Here is a 15,848-nt window from a genome sequence, read left to right as displayed (position 1 = left end):
TTGCAGGCAAATTGCGCAGCAACAATCAAAATCACACATCTCCACGCATTGAGTCGATCCAAAATTCGAAGTGCAGAAATAGAAAGTCGAGATTCTCTACGAATGAAGTAACTGGCACTTTCCAGACACGGGGTAGATTGGCTATCGGGATATCATCCACATCGTGAATCAGCAGCGCTTTGCTGTCGAGATAGTCGAGGTTTTTCTTGTACATTGATCTCAAAGGAGGATCGTAGCAATACGCGAAGCCTCTATGTCGCCCGCCATCTACATCGACTGCACTGACAATGACGGAGCCGTCGGCGATCGGTAGCGAGGAATTTTCTTGCGGCTTCGATGGCCATTTGTCAGCGGAGATCGCACTGGCAACGGGATAGAAGGAGGGTGGATATCGCTTCGTGCCAATCGTCCCACCACCCATGCGGTTCGGGACACCTCGATCGGCCAGCATCTCTTGGAAAACATACTCGTCATAGCTTCGCGCTTCGCCCCCGTCATCGCGCTGACGAGGTAGTCCTCGCATCAACGATAGGATGTCGCGTTCCCGCTCGGCGGATGATGGCCCCCAATAGCGCGGCCCGCCTTCCGGTTGAAACTTTGCCAGCTCAGACTTGATCTCGTCGGGAACGCGATATCGCTGCTGCGCCCAACAGGTTCGCGCGAAGCTGGGCCAGACGCGCCTCAGCCCCATTTGCTGAAGGATCTGGTCAGATTGGAACGAGTGGTACTGCTCGCGCGTCACCAGATTGGGCGGACCGTTTTTCCGAAACTCAACGAAGGCGGCGCGCGTCGCTTTCTCGACACTTGCCGTTCCGAAGGTCATCAGCGACAGCGGACTCTCGTAGGCTTCATCGGAAATATAAGCTGTGCCGAAGTCGAGCCTGTCCGCCTTGTCGTAGACAATCATGACCGGCATGAAATCCGGCGGCACACGACCATCCGCCGTGGTCCGCCCGTCGCAGGCGTCTGGCGCACGAATGACCAAGCCCTTGCCGTCGCTCATGCGTCGGCCGTAGACGGTCGGCACCAAGCCAACTTCGCGCGTGTTCGAGCCATCCTTGTAATCAATGTCGAGAACGTTGCAGCCGACGACGATGTCGAAATGCTGCGGCTCGCCACGATAGGTCAAATCGACCTTCAGGCGGAAATAGGTGCCGCGATCAACACGCGCCCCTTCCGTGGACGACCAACCGCCTGTCAGGATCTGCCCGCTCTCAGTCAGCTTCGCCCACAGGCCTACGAGTACGATCAGGCCACCGAAAACAAGCGCAAGCTTCCGCACCTCAACAATCTCCCCGGATCCGTGTCAGACGCGAACGCATATTCACTCATCCGCATTAACCGCACGTCGAGAAACTCGGAAAAGTTGTATCTGTGCTGGATTGCCCCAGCATCCGTCATCTTGCCGATCACCGATTTCGCCCCTGCACGATGATCGAGAAGATGACCACCGCATGTCCGCCGCCCCGATCCGACTATGCACAAGCTTTGACGTTTCCGTCCCCCGCGCACCACTGTCGCCGCACGGTTCGCGATGGTAGTGCAATTCACCCTTGAGTGGAGGAATGGCAAATGAGCAAGAAGGCGCGGCTGATCCTGGTGATGGTGATCATCGAGGCGGCTCTTGCAGGCCTCTGGTGGTATCTGGCTCGCTACGGCATGGCCAATCCCGATCGCGTCACCGCTGATTTTCAACAGGTCGTCGGCCAGACGATGGGAACGGCGATGGGTGCATTGCTGGGTCTCGGCGTCATCCTGTTTTTCGTCGCCGCCCGCAACGACCGCAAGGCGCTCGAAGGCAAGACGCGGCGTTAATCCTTGCTCGCAAAATGCCACTCGATCAGCGGCTTCATGTACGACATCAGCCCTTCCGGCAGGTCGGCGGCACTACGGATAATGACAGGCTCTTCGATCTCGGGCTCCATCTCGGTGGCAACGAAGGCGCTGATGCGCCGCGCGATTTCGTCGGCAGACGTCGAGACCCGGTAGCGGCGAAAGATCACCGTGCCGCTTACCGTCGACAGGGCGTAGTAGCGCTTGCCGCGTGTCGCGTCTGACAGGTCGAGGCCGGTTTCCTCGCGCACCTCGCGGATCATGTTGAAATCGACGTCGACAAGCCCGTCGCGAAAGTCGATCGGCTCGAACGAGCCGGCGGCGAAATAGACACGGCTGGCATTGACCGTGTGCGGCCCCATGCGGATCGCCACCAGCGCATTGTCGCGGGCGACCAGCATAGCATGGGCATAGGCGTGTTCGGCCCCCGCCACCTGTCGATGGCCGCGCCAGAGCATGAAGGTCGAGTAGCGCACGGCATGACAGCGGCCAACGAGGCGGTTGTCGTGATAGCTGAGCGCCGAAAGCAGCACCACGGTGCCGTCGAACAGCGCCGGGTTGGCGGCTATCTCGCGGCGCCAGTTCTCGGCGATCGCTTGGCCGTTGTCGCGCTCGAACGGATGCGGGCCGGGGTCGAGCCTGACGTCGACGGCATCGACCGGCAAGATGACATTGCGCGGCAGATCGAAGCTCACGCTCAGGCCATGTCCAGGGTGATCGCCACCGGGCAATGGTCGGAGGCCTTCGGCCGGTCCCAGCCGGCGCGCGGAAAACGCTGCACTTCCTGCCCCGCCGGAAATATCGTGCGCCAGGGCTGGCCGTTGCGGATGATGTCAGGAACGGCGGTGGCGTTCTTGGCAGCCAGCGCCTTCGACAACAGGATGTAGTCGAGCTGGCACAGATGCCGCTCCTCGGGTCCGCGCGTGTGGTAGAAACTCCAACGGTCCATCTCCGGCCGTCGCTCGACGACGTTTTCGCAAAAGCCGCCGGCGGTGAGCACGTTGAGACAGGACTGGCTCTCGTCGATCACCTGGAAGCGGTAGCCGTCAAAGGCATCGCCCTCGACCTTCACCCGCTGCCGGTAGTCGTTCATGTCGCCGCAGATCGCCCAGCGCTTGTCGGCGGCATGATCCCCACCGAAGCGCTCCTCGATGATCCGGCGCACCGCTTGCGCCTCGGCGATGCGCACCGGCATGGTCGCCTCGCGCCCATCAAGACCATTGCGGGGCGGGCCCATCGATTTGAAATGCACGAGATAAAGCGTCAGCGGCACACCGCCGATGGTCAAGTCGATCTCCAGGCAATCGCGCCGGAAGATGCGCTCGTTGGCCTGGTTGCCGAGTGCTGCCAGTTCGGGCGTGTGCAGGCCGAATTGCTCGTAGGTGACATAGGCGTGGCTGGTCATGCGCACGAATTCGATCGGCTGTCCCTCAGCGGTCTCGTTGCGCATCATCACGGCAACGTCGATGCCGCGCGAATCATTGCCGGCCGTGGTGTATTTCTGCCGGTAGCCCTGCCCCACCATCTTGAACAGATAGCCGTATTCGAAGGCCTTCAGCGCCTCGATATTGTCGACCTCCTGCATGCAGATGATGTCGGCGCGGGTGGCGGCGATCGCCAGCGCCGTCAGCTGTCGCGTGTCGTCGGACTGGGCGATGGCGCGGGCCTGCTCCAGCATCTTGTATTCGGCCTCGCTCTGGATGTCGAAAAGCGCCAGCGTGCGGTCTTCATTGAGCTGGTTGCGGAAGCCGGAGAAATCAAACCTGTTCATCAGGTTTTCGACATTGAAGGTAGCGAGGCGCAGTGACATGGCCGTGACCTTTGCCTGCAAGCGGGCACGAAAACAAGGGCCTGAGCGATGCCCGTCATGGTTGATGGAACCTTTCCGTTCATCCTCCGTTCAGACGGAAGGTTCCATGAATAGGCCCTTCCCCGGGGTATTTTTGGGCGTGGGGCCTGTGTCTTCGGAGAGTGCAATGAAACCGCTCTTTTTGTCTTCTGTCAGATCGGGTCTTATGACGCTCGGTCTTATGGCGGGCCTGACGGCTCCATCCCTGGCCGCGCCGATCATCCAACCCGACCTCTCGATCCCTGCCAATGCCGCGGCGCCGCAGATCATGCCGGTCCGCGACTCGTGGGCAGGCGGCAATGACAGGCAGATCTATGAGGATTGGCGTTGGCGCAACGGCGGCGTCCGGCAATGGCGAGGTGTCAACGACGACTGGCGTTGGCGCAACCGCGGAGCCCGGCAATGGCGGGGCGTCAACGACGACTGGCGCTGGCGGCGCCACCACCGCCGTCATTTCAATAATTCCGGGATCTATTTGGGCCTGGGCCTGGGGCTTCCGGCTTACCAGTACTACAACAACTACGACTACGCACCGCGCCGCTACTATCGGGCGCAGCGGCTTTCCAGCGCCCATGTCCAGTGGTGCTACGATCGCTACCGGTCGTATCGCGCCTGGGACAATTCGTTCCAGCCGTACAACGGCCCGCGCCAGCAATGCTGGTCGCCCTATAGCTGACGCCTGACGAATGGCATGCGGCGCCGCGCATCGCGGCGCCGTTTTTGTTTCTCAAAAGCTTGTCGCCCAAAGTGCGCAGCGGTTTTGGGATAACGACATGCATAAGTACAAAGGCACAAAGCGCGTCGATTGAATCCGTTTCAACGAGACGAGATTTAGCGCTCTCCAGCGCCGCAAAATCTGCTTGCCGCCATCGACGCTAACGCAATGTTTATCCGGCAGGGTTAACGATCTTGCTGATCAGACCGCTGCAAATGCGACGATCGCCAAGGGATATGTGCGATGGCCGAGGACGAACACAGAGACAACCGCAGGCAGCGTGTCCTAAAGGGCGCGACGATCCTGACTGGCATCTCCAATTCCGAGGTCAAGTGCACGCTGCGTAACATGCATGCCAGCGGGGCGGAACTGAAAGTGCCGATCGGTGCGCGCGTGCCGGAAGAGTTCCTGCTCTATGTGCCGACCGACGGCATCGGCTACAAGGCGGTGGTCCGGTGGCGTCGCGAGGACCGCATCGGCGTGATGTTCACCGGCACCGAGCCCAAGCCTAGCTGGCACTATGGCTGACCGCCGGGTCGCTGCTGTATCCGAACGTCTTCTCAGTCGACGAATTCGACGCCGACAAGCGTCATCGAGCGCCAGCGCACACGCGCTGCCCGGCTGCGCTCGGCACCGTTGACTGCCAGCTCGAAGCCGGACGGAACACCGGTTGCATCGCCGAAGCTCAGAAGCGCACCATTCTCGGACTCGTTGCGCACGACACCTTCTATCGCACCAAAGCCCCTGCTGAAACGCAGCGCTGCACCTTTGAGCGCACGCCGGCGCCGTTGTGCGCGACGCTCGTCGCACGCCTTGTCGCCAATCATCATGTCCATCGCCTCAATCCTGTTATTCCCTGAGACGGACGAAGCGAGTTTCGTGCCAGGATCTTCGTGCCGGAATGGCACAACCCAGGATGCGAAAAAGCCGGCGGAGCGATCCGCCGGCTTTTTCTACGCAACCATGAAATTGCGAATTAATTCTTGGCCTTGTCGACCAGCTTGTTCTTCGAAATCCAAGGCATCATCGCCCGCAGCTTGGCGCCGACTTCCTCGATCTGATGGTTGTCGTTGTTGCGGCGGATGCCCTTGAAGCGCGACATGCCGGCGCGGTATTCCTGCATCCATTCCGAGGTGAACTTGCCGGTCTGGATGTCCTTCAGCACACGCTTCATCTCGGCCTTGGTGTCGGCGGTGATGATGCGCGGGCCCGAAACGTACTCGCCCCATTCGGCGGTGTTCGAGATCGAGTAGTTCATGTTGGCGATGCCGCCCTCATAGATCAGGTCGACGATCAGCTTGACCTCGTGCAGGCACTCGAAATAGGCCATTTCCGGCGCGTAGCCGGCTTCCACCAGCGTCTCGAAACCGGCGCGGATCAGTTCGACCAGACCGCCGCACAGCACAACCTGTTCGCCGAACAGATCGGTCTCGCATTCCTCGCGGAAATTGGTCTCGATGATGCCCGAACGGCCGCCGCCAACGCCGCAGGCATAGGAAAGCGCCAGGTCGAGCGCATTGCCCGAAGCGTCCTGGTTGACCGCGACCAAGCACGGCACGCCGCCGCCCTTCTGGTATTCGCCGCGCACCGTGTGGCCGGGCCCCTTCGGCGCGATCATGACGACGTCGACCGAAGCCTTCGGCTCGATAAGGCCGAAATGCACGTTGAGGCCGTGGGCAAAGGCAATCGCCGCGCCGTCGCGAATGTTCGGCGCGATCTCGGATTTGTAGATGTCGGCCTGCAGCTCGTCAGGCGTCGCCATCATCATCAGGTCGGCCCATTTGGCGGCGTCCGCCACGCTCATCACCTTGAGCCCGTCGGCCTCGACCTTCTTGGCCGTCGCCGAGCCGGCCTTGAGGCCGATGGCGATGTCCTTGGCGCCGGAATCCTTGAGGTTGAGCGCATGCGCCCTGCCTTGGCTGCCATAGCCGATGATGGCGACCTTCTTGCCCTTGATCAGGTTGAGATCGGCGTCGCGATCGTAATAGACACGCATTTTTGCTTCCTTCCCGTTTTGAAACTAGAGCATGATGCCGAAAAGTGTGAAGCGGTTTTCGGACAACATCATGCTCTATCTCTTTGATTTAGAACTGGATTCAGATTTCAGGTCCACTTGACCTGAAATCATCCGGTTCTAAGGGCCTTGCGGCCCGGTTTTTGCTCCGTAAAGAGCGAGAAACTGCTGCGTCGCCCGTGCGGCATCGCCGCCGATTGCCGCTTCAGTCGATTCCAGCCGGTCGCCGAGCAGCAGACGGATCTGCACATCGCGGGCGACCAGCCCGAAAAAGGTCCGGAACGCCGTCTCGGCGTCCGCAAAATCGAGAAACCCGGCTTGCTTGCCGGCTTCCAGCACCGGCTTCAGCCGCCTGGCCAGAGCGAAGCGGCCTTTCTCCAGAACGATGGCGCCGAGATCGTCCTTGCCAGAGCCAGCATGACCGACCGCCACGCGGTTCAGCGCGATCGAGGTGTCGCTCGAGATCACCTTGAGCCAGTCCGAAGCAAAGCGTTCGAGGCTTGCGGCCAGCGAGGCAAGGGTAAGCCCCTCACGGTCGACGGTCGCCACGCGCACTTTCGAGGCCTGCCACTGCACCGTCGCCGTCAACAGCCCGTCGCGGTCACCGAACCATTTGTAGAGCGTCTCCTTGGAGCAGCTCGCCCGCCGTGCCACGGCGGTCATGGTCAGGTTATCGCCCTCCTCGACCAGCAGGCGCAGCGCAGCATCCAGCACGGCCTTCTGCCGCTCTGTCAGCGCTTCGCTGGTGTCGATGTCGGGCATCGTGTGCAACACAGTCTTTCCTCAGCAGGCAACGCTCGCCCGCAGGTAAAGCGGTGTGTACCGTACGTTACGGTTCGGCATTTCTATGCCGTATTGCCTGAACCGGTGCAAGTCCTATTTGCTCTTGCAAGCCTTCATGGGCAGATTTTGAGGAGAGACGATGCTGATCGGATTGCTCGCCTTAACCGTTGCCGCCGTTTTCGCGGGTGCCGCCATTTATGTCAGCGTTGCCGAGCAACCGGCGCGGCTTCGTCTCGACGACAAGGCGCTGCTGCAGGAATGGCAGCCTTCCTACAAGCGCGGTGCTGCCATGCAGGCCTCGATTGCCATAGTCGCCTGCGTTCTTGGTCTGGTTGCCTGGTGGCAGACTGGCAGTCTCGCCCATCTGTTTGGCGCCGTCCTGATCATCCTGCCTTGGCCATGGACGCTGATCGCCATGATGCCGACAAACAGATTGTTGGAGGCAATGGATTCGAGCATCGCTAACCCGCAAGCCAGGGCGTTGATCATCAAATGGGGCGATCTGCATCTGGCGCGCGCCACGCTTGGCGTGCTGGCGACAGTGGCATTCCTTTGGGGCAGTGCCCAAATCACTCCATGATGGCCGGATGGCGCAACCGTCCAAGCAGACCCGACAATGTCTCGAGCTCATCCGCTGAAAGCCTGGCGTCGACCAGTTCGGCTATCGACTTCCCGTAAACTGCCCACATATGGCGGCGCGTCTCGCGCCCCTTGCCGGTGATGCGGATGGTTTGTCCACGGCCGTCATCGGCAACCCTGAGCTTCTCGACCAGGCCGTCGGCTTCGAGCCGCGCCAGCAGCCGAGAGATGTTGTACTGCGCAAACAAGGTGCGCTCGATCAGCTGGAACGGCCGCAGCCCACCCTCGCCTGCCTCGGCAAGCTCATGCAACACGTCATACCAGGCAAGCGGCGGCAGGCCGCCGGCCTTCAACGTGTCCTCAGCGCTTTCCACAAGCTGACGCGAAACCCGCATCAGGCGGGCCCAGGCCTTGATGGCCGCGGGCGAAGGCGTGGCTTTCTCTGTCATGTCAGCAGCATAGGCACTAGATGCAATTGCATCAAGCTTGACGATCCATGCACCCGCATCTATATAGATGCAAATGCATCTACACTGGAAGGCAGATGTCATGAAGCACGCCCTGAATTATGTCAGGGGAGAGTGAAATGACCGACAAGCTCATCCTCGTCAGCCATCATCTCTGCCCCTATGTGCAGCGTGCCGCAATTTCATTGACAGAGAAGGGCGTGCCATTCGAGCGCGTCACCATCGACCTCGCCAACAAGCCCGCCTGGTTCACGGCGATGTCGCCGCTCGGCAAGGTGCCGCTGCTGCGTGTGCAACACGAAGGCGAGGAAACGGTGATTTTCGAATCGACCGTCATCCTCGAATTTCTCGAGGAAACGCAGGCCAATCCGCTCCACCCTGCCGACCCCTATACCCGCGCCAGACACCGCGCCTGGATCGAATATGGCTCGGCCATTCTCAACGCCATCGGCAGGTTCTATTCAGCACCGACCGAGGCCATCTTTCATGCCGAAAGCAAGGCGCTGGCGGCGATGTTCGATCGGCTCGAGACAGAGCTGGCCGACGATATCAGCCGGGCCGGGCCATGGTTCGCCGGCCAGCGCTTTTCACTCGTCGATGCGGTCTACGGGCCAATCTTCCGCTATCTCGACACCTTCGACCGGATCGGCGAATTCGGCATGCTGAGCGAAAAGCCGCTTGTCCAGGCCTGGCGCAAGGCGCTGAGCGAACGCCAGTCGGTGAAGGACGCGGTCACCTCCGACTACCCTCTTCGCCTGCATGCCTTCCTGCAAGCGAAGAGCTCGTATCTTTCGGAACTCATTCGCCGAAACGCGGCCACTTCGCTTCCTTTAGCCCGATCCGCTTGAACGGATCGATCGCCTTCAGTTTTCGAACAACACAAAGGCCGCCCACACGCGCGGGTCTTGTGCGCCAGATATCTTGCCGTCGCGGGCCTCGCGGCGGGTCTGGCGCAGCGCCTGCGAATAGGTCTGCCCTGCGGCAAGATGGTCGTAGAAGCCGACCATGAAGGCGGCAGTTCCCGCATCATCCACCGGCCACAGCGCCAACAGCGACCGCTTCGCGCCGGCAATGTTGATCGCCGTCGGCAGGCCGCGCAAACCTCCAACGAACGTCTCTTGCCCACGGGCCGTCTCGCAGGCGGACAGAACAAGCAGGTCGAGGCCCGACAGATCCCAGCTCATCAGTTCCATGCCATAGAGCCGGCCATCATCGTCGTCGCGTTTCATCGATTGCCGGTTTCCCGACTGCGACAGCACAACCTGGCTCTGCCACAGCGCATTCACGGCGCGCACACCGCCCTCCTTCTCGTCGCGGTAAGCGCCATGGGTGGCCAGATGCGCAACCGTCGCCTGCTCCATGTCCTTGCGCAATGCCCGCTCGCCGGCCGCCGTTCCGGTGAGCATGTCGACCGAATACTGGTCGCCGCGCAGGATCGAGGCGATTGCATCGACTTCCATCCTGGTGCCCGGCAATGGCTCGGCGCCCTTCTCCGCGCCACGCGCATAGTCGAGGCCACCGGCGAGCAGGGCTTTGCCGTTCTTTGGAAAGCTCTGATCGACACCGGCGTTCAACAGCGATTCCGGCCGCGTCAGCATGCGCACAGTGAAGCGGTCATCCAGCGTCACACCCTTACTGTCCTGAAGCAAAGGAAACGGCACCGAAAACAATTTGCCGTCGGGCACCACGAAAAGAGTATCCGCACCTGCGAGCGACGGTTCCAGAGGCGCCAGAAGACCGGCGTAGAGCCCGGTGAACGTGGCGTCGAGATCGACCAGCGGCACGGCGCCACGTTCCTGCGCGGAGCGGCTGGACCGAAGGTTCGCCATGCGGGTTTCCTGCGCGGCCGGAATGATCCGGCGCGGGTCGCCGAGATCATAAAGGCGCGGCTGCTGGTCCTTGCGCGTGACGATCGCATAGAGGCGCTCGTCTTCCAACGGATCGGCGCTCTCGCGGTCCGCCCGCCACTTGCGGGTGATGAAGTAGTCGATCAGCGCTTCGTTGGGCTGCAGCAATGTCTCGGCCGTCGGCAGAGGGTTCTCCATTGCCTTCTCGTCGAAGCCGTACTTCGCCGAAAGCCTGGTGTTGAGCGTGTCGTCCATCGCCTGAAGCTGTTCCATCCGCACCTCGCCTGGATCGTTGACCCCTTCGCCGCTGGACGTAACTTCCTGATAAGCGAAAGACAGCCGCATTGCGGTCTGGATCAAATGTCGCGTCTCCGTATCGTCCGGATCGATCATTCGTAAAAGCTTGCGCAGCGTATCCCGCTTGCCATTCTCGAGCGTCGGCCAGCGGCGCACGGCATCGGCGAACGCCGGCACCGCCGATGCGTTGTTTCGCGCGAAGCGCGCGTAGTCGTGGAGCATGTCATCAGCGAGGGCACGAGTTGCTTCGGCGATGACAGGGTTGCCTGCCGTGTTCACCTGCGTCCAATTCCACTGCAGCATCTCATTGTCGAGAGCCACGAAATCAGCGGCCGCGGCGGCGGGGTCCGACTTCGCCTTGAGATTGGCTATCGCCTGTCGTGCGGCAAACGTCAGCGGATGCAACAGGCCGAATTTCGACCCCGCGATACGATAGGCCTGGTCGAGCTGCCGTGCGCTGCTTTGGCTATCCCCAATGGCGGCGAAATGCGCAGCGAGCAGGTTGGCGACCTTGATTGCCAGTGTTTCGGGGTAGCTCCGATCGGTGGTCAGCAGTTGCAGATATGCGATCGTCTGTTCGTCGAGCTGCTGCGTGCCGGAGAGAACCATGGTGTAGAGAAGCCAGGCATCGGCTTGCTCTACCAAGTTGCCTTCCTGCTTCAGAGCAACGGCGATGTCCCGCTGCAGCTGGAAACAACGCAAGGCTTCGTCGTAGTTGCCGAGGTCGAGGTAGTCCTGAGCCGTATTGTTAGCGCTGGCCAGAACGTTGAAATGGTTGGCGCCGTAGTAGCCGATGCGCTTCTCAAGCACCGTCAGGTCGTATTGCAAGGCGCGTGTCGGTGCACCCACCTGGCGCAGCAGGTCGGCCAGATTGTTCTGCAGCATCCAGGTAAACGGATCGTCCTTGCCAAGTACCCTCTCGGCGCTCTCCAGATTTCCCTGCTCGAGGTTGATCGCGGAAGCGATGCTGCCGACCGCGGCGACGCCTGTCGCCAGCTGATCGGTGGCATACATGAGCTCCCTGGAGTCCTTGCCATAATATTGATCGTAGAGACTGATTGCCGTGGCGGCCATGGAAATGAAGCCCCGATAATCCTTCTCGGCCTGCTTCAGCATCGCATAATTGAGATAGAAGTCGCCGCGCTTCGCGACATCCTGCTGCATCGCCCTGGTCTTCAGGCCCTCGGCAAAAATCGCTTCGGCCTCTTCGAGAAACTGGCCGTTCAGGAATGTCGCACCGGCGTTCGAGTAGCTGACGACCGTAAACTCATAGAGGTCGCTTCTCGCGGCATCGAGCAGCGCTGCCCGCAACTGTGCATAGCCCTCGTCGAAATGTCCGACTTCCGTCATCAGCTTGTAGGCCGCGTCGATCCGGGCCGTCAGCGAGGCTTCCGTTTCCGCGGGCTGCTGCTGTCCGGACTGGCTTGCCGTCTGGGCTTGTGCCGTCGCCAGGGGCAGCGCGATGGCCAACATCGCCACGACGCACGCAACGACGCGCATCAGATCTCGCGGTTTTCGGACTAGGGACATGACAGTGTTCACGCTGATCAATCCGAGGCGAAAACTCTATGATGCAGTCGTATCACGATCCGGATTTTGGCCAAAATCCCACTGCGCTTCAACAAGCCCGATCCGGCTGAACGGATCGATCATGGTTCCGGCCACCATCGAAGCGAGGAACTGTGGTGCCGGCGGGATCTTTGCAATGGTCGCCACCAGCCTGTCGCGGATGAAGGGCAGCGCCACTGAGTCGGATTGGTAAAATGGCGTGAATGCCAGCGACAGCGCCTGGAAGACCCGCACATGCCACCGCCGCGCCCTGACATAGGTCTCCAGCGCGGCATCAACGCTGCCTGCCTGCGTAAGCGCATGGCTGAGCGCCGCTGCGTCGAGCAGCGCCATGTTCGCCCCTTGCCCGAGTTGCGGACTGGTCGAATGCGCCGCGTCGCCGATCACCGCAAGTCGCCGGCCAGCCGGCGCCTTCATCGTGTGATGGCCATAGCGCGCCAGCGAAAGCTGGTCGAAACTGTCGATCTGGCTGGTGAAAACAGCGCATTCGGGCCACAGCCCGATCACCCTCGCCTTCCATGCGTCGAGGCCCAGTGCCCGCACGCGCTCGGCGTCCGCCGGCTTCAGGCTCCAGAAGAAGGCCGCCATCTTCTCAGCACCAGGTTCGGGCCGGCCAATTGGTAGCACACCAACCATCACACTAGCCTGGTCATAGCGCTGCAACAGCGCGTGCTCGTCAAAACCCTCACCCCGCCACCCGAGCGACGCCCAGAACGCGCCATAGGCGAGCGGACGCGGCTCACCCGGATCTTTGAGATATTGACGCAGTCTGGAACGCGAGCCGCTGGCATCGACGACCAGGTCGAACGGACCCGTCCTTCGCCCGTTGGCGCAGATCAGCATCGCCCGTTCGCCGATCTCGAGTGTCTCGATCTCGGTGCTGGTTTCAATGGCGATCGCTTCGCGCGTAGCGGCGCGGAAAAGCACGCCGAACAAGGCCGCCCGGTGCACCGCCAGCCCGAAACGACGGCCGCGCTGAGCATCGTAGCGGACGTCGAGCACGGTGCGGCCGGTTTTGGCGTCGGCGCCATGCAAGCGGTCGATCCTGCTGCCCAGCGCCAGGATGTCGTCGAGCAGACCGAGGTCGGCAAGCACTGTCAGCCCGGTCGGCTGCAGGATCAGCCCGGAACCGACCGGCTTTGGCTCGTCGAAGCGCTCGAAGACGGTGACCCGGTGACCAGAGCGCTTGAGATAGAGCGCGGTAGCCAGACCGGCCGGGCCTGCCCCGGCAATCGCGATGTCGAGAGAAATGCCCATTGCCCGCCGAATCCAGCCCAGGCCGGACAATCCTTCAGCGGTATCGTCAAATCAAGCCGCCACCCTGAGCGCCGATCGATTCAAGTCTCCGCAGCGTCGAAAACAGAGCGTGCGCTGCGAACCGCATCGTGGTTGAGCTCGGCCCACTGAATCAACTGATGCAAGGCGCCGAACATCGAACGTCCGAGATCGGTAAGGCTGTATTCGACGCTTGGTGGTTTCGTTGGGAACACCTGGCGATGCACATAACCGTCGCGCTGCAAATCGTGCAGCGTCTGGGTGAGCATGCGCTGCGATATGTCAGGGACGAGCCGCCGCAATTCACCGAAGCGATAGGGCTTCTCGGCGAGCGCCATCATCAACAGCGAACTCCATCGGCTGCTGATGCCCTGGATCACATCGCGCACCGGGCAGTCGGCAAGATTTCCGCCACCGCTTTGCGCTTTGTAGATCTCAAGTTTCGATCTCAGATTGACGATGCTGCTGTCCATCGCTGGTTCCTTGCCTGTGCCTACCTCCCGAAAAACTGCCTTCTTTACGAGCGTCGGTCAATTCCTATTTTAGTGCTGGTCTCTTTTTGAGACTGACATATAGGCATTCGCCGCTTCGGCGCAACGACAGGACCTCCAATGACCGAAACCCTTCTCGTAACCGGCGCCGCCGGCCAGCTCGGCCGCGGCGTCATCAACTATCTCCTGGACACGCATAAAGTGCCGCCGGCAAAGATCATCGCCACCACCCGCAATCCCGAAGGCGTGGCTGATCTGGCAGCGCGCGGCGTCATTGTCAGAGCCGCCGACTTCAACGACGCGGCCTCGCTGGAAAACGCATTCAAGGGCGCGGACAGGGTGCTGATCATCTCGACCAGCGATCTCGATATCAAAAGCGGCAGGCGTCTGAAGCAGCATGAGGCGGCGGTGGCCGCTGCCAAGAAGGCAGGCGTCTCACACCTGCTTTACACCTCGATGCCCAATCCGGAGCCGGTTTCACCCGTGCTGTTTGCCGGCGACCACTACAGCACCGAGCAGGCGATCAAGGCCAGCGGCATCCCCTATACGATCTTCCGCAACGGCTGGTACCAGGAGAACCTGTTCATGGCGCTGCCGCACGCCATTGCCTCGGGACAGTGGTACACCTCCGCAGGCGACGGCCGCATCGCCCATGGTGCGCGCGACGACATGGCCGCGGCGATCGCCGCAGGCCTCGCTTCCGGCTCGACCGATAGTAACACCTATACGCTGACTGGCCCGCAAGCCTACACGACGGCCGAGATCGCCGCCCTGGTCAGCGAAGTCACCGGCAAACCGCTGGAAGTCATCCAGCTGCCCGACGCGGCGCTGACCGAAGGCGTGAAGGCGGCCGGCGTTCCCGAGGAGTTCGCTCACGTCATCGTTTCCTTCGACGCCAACACGCGCTCAGGCCGCATCGCCATGGTGACGGACGCGGTCGAAACGCTTTCCGGCAGGAAGCCGCAAACGCTGAAGCAGTTCCTCGAGGCCAACAAGGTCGCATTGGCCGGCTAACATCTGTGATGGGGAAGCCGAATTCCTAGAGTTCGGCTTCCCGCACCACTATTTCGATTTCTTGATCAGCCCCAGCTGGATCAGGCTTTCGCTGGTCGCAACGAGGGCGTCTTCCCGTGAACGCGGCGCCCAACCGAGCAGGCGCGTGGCCTTCGCACTCGTTGCGTTCCTGGCCTTGCCCAACTCCGTCACGATTTGGGCCGCTTGCCCGTCGAATAGACCCACGAGCCTCACCAGCCAATCCGGCAGCACTCTCGTTGGAACGCGCGACGCCGCATCACCCATCCGCGCTCTCAGCGTTTGTACAATTTCCAGCATCGTCATGAAATCACCGCTGATAGCCAGGAACCGCTCGCCCTTGGCAAGCGGATTGGTCATGGCGCGCAGATGCAGATCGGCTACGTCCCGCACGTCGACCACCCCGAACAGCATGCGTGGCAGACCTGGCATCTCGCCGTCCAGCAGGCGTCTTATGAACTCCGTGGAGGTCGAATGATCCGGTCCCAGGACCGGTCCGAATATCCCGACCGGGTTGACGACCGCCAACTCCAACGCGCCGCCTTGACCGGCAATGAAATCCCAGGCCGCCCGCTCCGCCAGTGTTTTCGATTTCACATAGGCGCTCACCTTGGCCGTCAGGTCGGTCCAGTTCTCTTCCGTGAAAGGGTGGCCGGCTACCGGCACCTGGCCATAGCCTACGGCAGCAAAGGACGAGGTGAGAACGACACGCTTGACGCCTGCATCGCGCGCGGCCCGCAGCACGCGCAGGGCCCCTTCGCGAGCCGGAATGATCAGCTCGTCTTCATGCTTGGGCACACCGGGCGGGAACGGCGAAGCGACATGAAGAACATACTCGCATCCGGCGACTGCTTCCGGCCAACCCGTGTCGGTCATCAGATCGGCATAGGCAAAGGAAAGCGTCTCGCCGGGCTCGGTGCCGCTCACCCTGAGCATGGCGAGAACATCGGCTTCACGCGTGCTCGATCGCACCGTCGTGCGCACACGGTAGCCAGCATCGAGCAGAGCCAGGATGCAGTGGGCGCCGAGGAAACCCGATCCGCCGGTAACAAGCACCAGTTCGCCGCTCATGCCCCCTCCGCGATGATCTATGGATT

17 protein-coding genes are annotated in these 15,848 nt (G+C 61.5%); 6 read left to right on the top strand and 11 right to left on the bottom strand.

From position 1 onward, the window contains the following. Window positions 1-31 precede the first annotated feature (31 nt). Complete coding sequence (locus LHFGNBLO_RS19930; RefSeq protein WP_258600971.1) at window positions 32-1,282, bottom strand: hypothetical protein; 1,251 nt, start codon at window positions 1,280-1,282, stop codon at window positions 32-34. A 290-nt stretch (window positions 1,283-1,572) separates the two neighbouring features. Between LHFGNBLO_RS19930 and LHFGNBLO_RS19925 the strand changes: the two genes are divergently transcribed. Further along, a complete protein-coding gene (locus LHFGNBLO_RS19925; RefSeq protein WP_258600969.1) occupies window positions 1,573-1,815 on the top strand; it encodes a hypothetical protein in 243 nt (80 codons plus the stop codon). Here LHFGNBLO_RS19925 and LHFGNBLO_RS19920 read toward each other — a convergent pair. Both LHFGNBLO_RS19920 and LHFGNBLO_RS19915 read right to left on the bottom strand, forming a co-directional pair. Further along, entirely contained in the window at window positions 1,812-2,528 is a 717-nt protein-coding gene (locus LHFGNBLO_RS19920; RefSeq protein ID WP_258600967.1) for an olfactory receptor subfamily 8S1 protein, read from the bottom strand. The genes LHFGNBLO_RS19925 and LHFGNBLO_RS19920 overlap by 4 nt on opposite strands. Window positions 2,529-2,530: 2 nt before the next feature. Beyond that, window positions 2,531-3,643 (bottom strand): endonuclease/exonuclease/phosphatase family protein, encoded by a 1,113-nt coding sequence (locus tag LHFGNBLO_RS19915; RefSeq protein ID WP_258600965.1) that lies wholly within the window; start codon window positions 3,641-3,643, stop codon window positions 2,531-2,533. Between the two features lie 166 nt (window positions 3,644-3,809). Between LHFGNBLO_RS19915 and LHFGNBLO_RS19910 the strand changes: the two genes are divergently transcribed. Next, window positions 3,810-4,358, top strand: a complete 549-nt coding sequence (locus LHFGNBLO_RS19910) for a BA14K family protein (protein ID WP_258600963.1) — start codon at window positions 3,810-3,812, stop codon at window positions 4,356-4,358. A 282-nt stretch (window positions 4,359-4,640) separates the two neighbouring features. After that, complete coding sequence (locus LHFGNBLO_RS19905; protein WP_258600961.1) at window positions 4,641-4,925, top strand: PilZ domain-containing protein; 285 nt, start codon at window positions 4,641-4,643, stop codon at window positions 4,923-4,925. Window positions 4,926-4,957: 32 nt separating this feature from the next. Here LHFGNBLO_RS19905 and LHFGNBLO_RS19900 read toward each other — a convergent pair whose 3' ends face one another. From LHFGNBLO_RS19900 to LHFGNBLO_RS19890, 3 genes are all read right to left on the bottom strand, one after another. After that, window positions 4,958-5,233 (bottom strand): PilZ domain-containing protein, encoded by a 276-nt coding sequence (locus LHFGNBLO_RS19900; protein ID WP_258600959.1) that lies wholly within the window; start codon window positions 5,231-5,233, stop codon window positions 4,958-4,960. Between the two features lie 140 nt (window positions 5,234-5,373). Beyond that, on the bottom strand, window positions 5,374-6,393 hold the full coding sequence (ilvC, locus tag LHFGNBLO_RS19895) for a ketol-acid reductoisomerase (protein ID WP_258600958.1): 1,020 nt from the start codon (window positions 6,391-6,393) through the stop codon (window positions 5,374-5,376). Between the two features lie 138 nt (window positions 6,394-6,531). Next, complete coding sequence (locus LHFGNBLO_RS19890) at window positions 6,532-7,173, bottom strand: TetR/AcrR family transcriptional regulator (RefSeq protein ID WP_258609827.1); 642 nt, start codon at window positions 7,171-7,173, stop codon at window positions 6,532-6,534. Window positions 7,174-7,333: 160 nt separating this feature from the next. On the opposite strand from LHFGNBLO_RS19890, the gene LHFGNBLO_RS19885 reads away from it, so the two are divergent. Then, complete coding sequence (locus tag LHFGNBLO_RS19885; RefSeq protein WP_413774637.1) at window positions 7,334-7,774, top strand: DUF1772 domain-containing protein; 441 nt, start codon at window positions 7,334-7,336, stop codon at window positions 7,772-7,774. On the opposite strand, the gene LHFGNBLO_RS19880 is transcribed toward LHFGNBLO_RS19885, so the two are convergent. Continuing rightward, window positions 7,764-8,222: a MarR family winged helix-turn-helix transcriptional regulator gene (locus LHFGNBLO_RS19880; protein ID WP_258600957.1), complete on the bottom strand. Its 459-nt coding sequence runs from the start codon at window positions 8,220-8,222 to the stop codon at window positions 7,764-7,766. The two genes, LHFGNBLO_RS19885 and LHFGNBLO_RS19880, sit on opposite strands and share 11 nt — an antisense overlap. A gap of 137 nt (window positions 8,223-8,359) precedes the next feature. On the opposite strand from LHFGNBLO_RS19880, the gene LHFGNBLO_RS19875 reads away from it, so the two are divergent. After that, the gene (locus LHFGNBLO_RS19875) at window positions 8,360-9,088 is read left to right on the top strand and encodes a glutathione S-transferase family protein (protein WP_258600956.1); all 729 of its coding nucleotides are present in this window, start codon (window positions 8,360-8,362) and stop codon (window positions 9,086-9,088) included. 15 nt (window positions 9,089-9,103) lie between these two features. On the opposite strand, the gene LHFGNBLO_RS19870 is transcribed toward LHFGNBLO_RS19875, so the two are convergent. From LHFGNBLO_RS19870 to LHFGNBLO_RS19860, 3 genes are all read right to left on the bottom strand, one after another. Further along, window positions 9,104-11,884, bottom strand: a complete 2,781-nt coding sequence (locus LHFGNBLO_RS19870) for a CHAT domain-containing protein (protein WP_258600955.1) — start codon at window positions 11,882-11,884, stop codon at window positions 9,104-9,106. A gap of 66 nt (window positions 11,885-11,950) precedes the next feature. Then, the gene (locus LHFGNBLO_RS19865; RefSeq protein WP_258600954.1) at window positions 11,951-13,210 is read right to left on the bottom strand and encodes an FAD-dependent oxidoreductase; all 1,260 of its coding nucleotides are present in this window, start codon (window positions 13,208-13,210) and stop codon (window positions 11,951-11,953) included. Between the two features lie 80 nt (window positions 13,211-13,290). Continuing rightward, on the bottom strand, window positions 13,291-13,701 hold the full coding sequence (locus LHFGNBLO_RS19860) for a winged helix-turn-helix transcriptional regulator (RefSeq protein WP_258600953.1): 411 nt from the start codon (window positions 13,699-13,701) through the stop codon (window positions 13,291-13,293). Window positions 13,702-13,839: 138 nt separating this feature from the next. On the opposite strand from LHFGNBLO_RS19860, the gene LHFGNBLO_RS19855 reads away from it, so the two are divergent. After that, complete coding sequence (locus LHFGNBLO_RS19855) at window positions 13,840-14,733, top strand: SDR family oxidoreductase (RefSeq protein ID WP_258600952.1); 894 nt, start codon at window positions 13,840-13,842, stop codon at window positions 14,731-14,733. Window positions 14,734-14,781: 48 nt separating this feature from the next. Here the strand turns inward: LHFGNBLO_RS19855 and LHFGNBLO_RS19850 are convergent, their stop codons facing one another. Beyond that, window positions 14,782-15,822, bottom strand: a complete 1,041-nt coding sequence (locus tag LHFGNBLO_RS19850) for an SDR family oxidoreductase (protein WP_258600950.1) — start codon at window positions 15,820-15,822, stop codon at window positions 14,782-14,784. Window positions 15,823-15,848: the final 26 nt, after the last annotated feature.

Origin of the sequence: Mesorhizobium sp. AR10, assembly GCF_024746795.1 — a bacterium.
Lineage (GTDB): Bacteria > Pseudomonadota > Alphaproteobacteria > Rhizobiales > Rhizobiaceae > Mesorhizobium.
The sequence above is the reverse complement of the archived record's forward strand: the minus strand, read 5'-3'. Positions and strand labels throughout refer to the sequence as shown.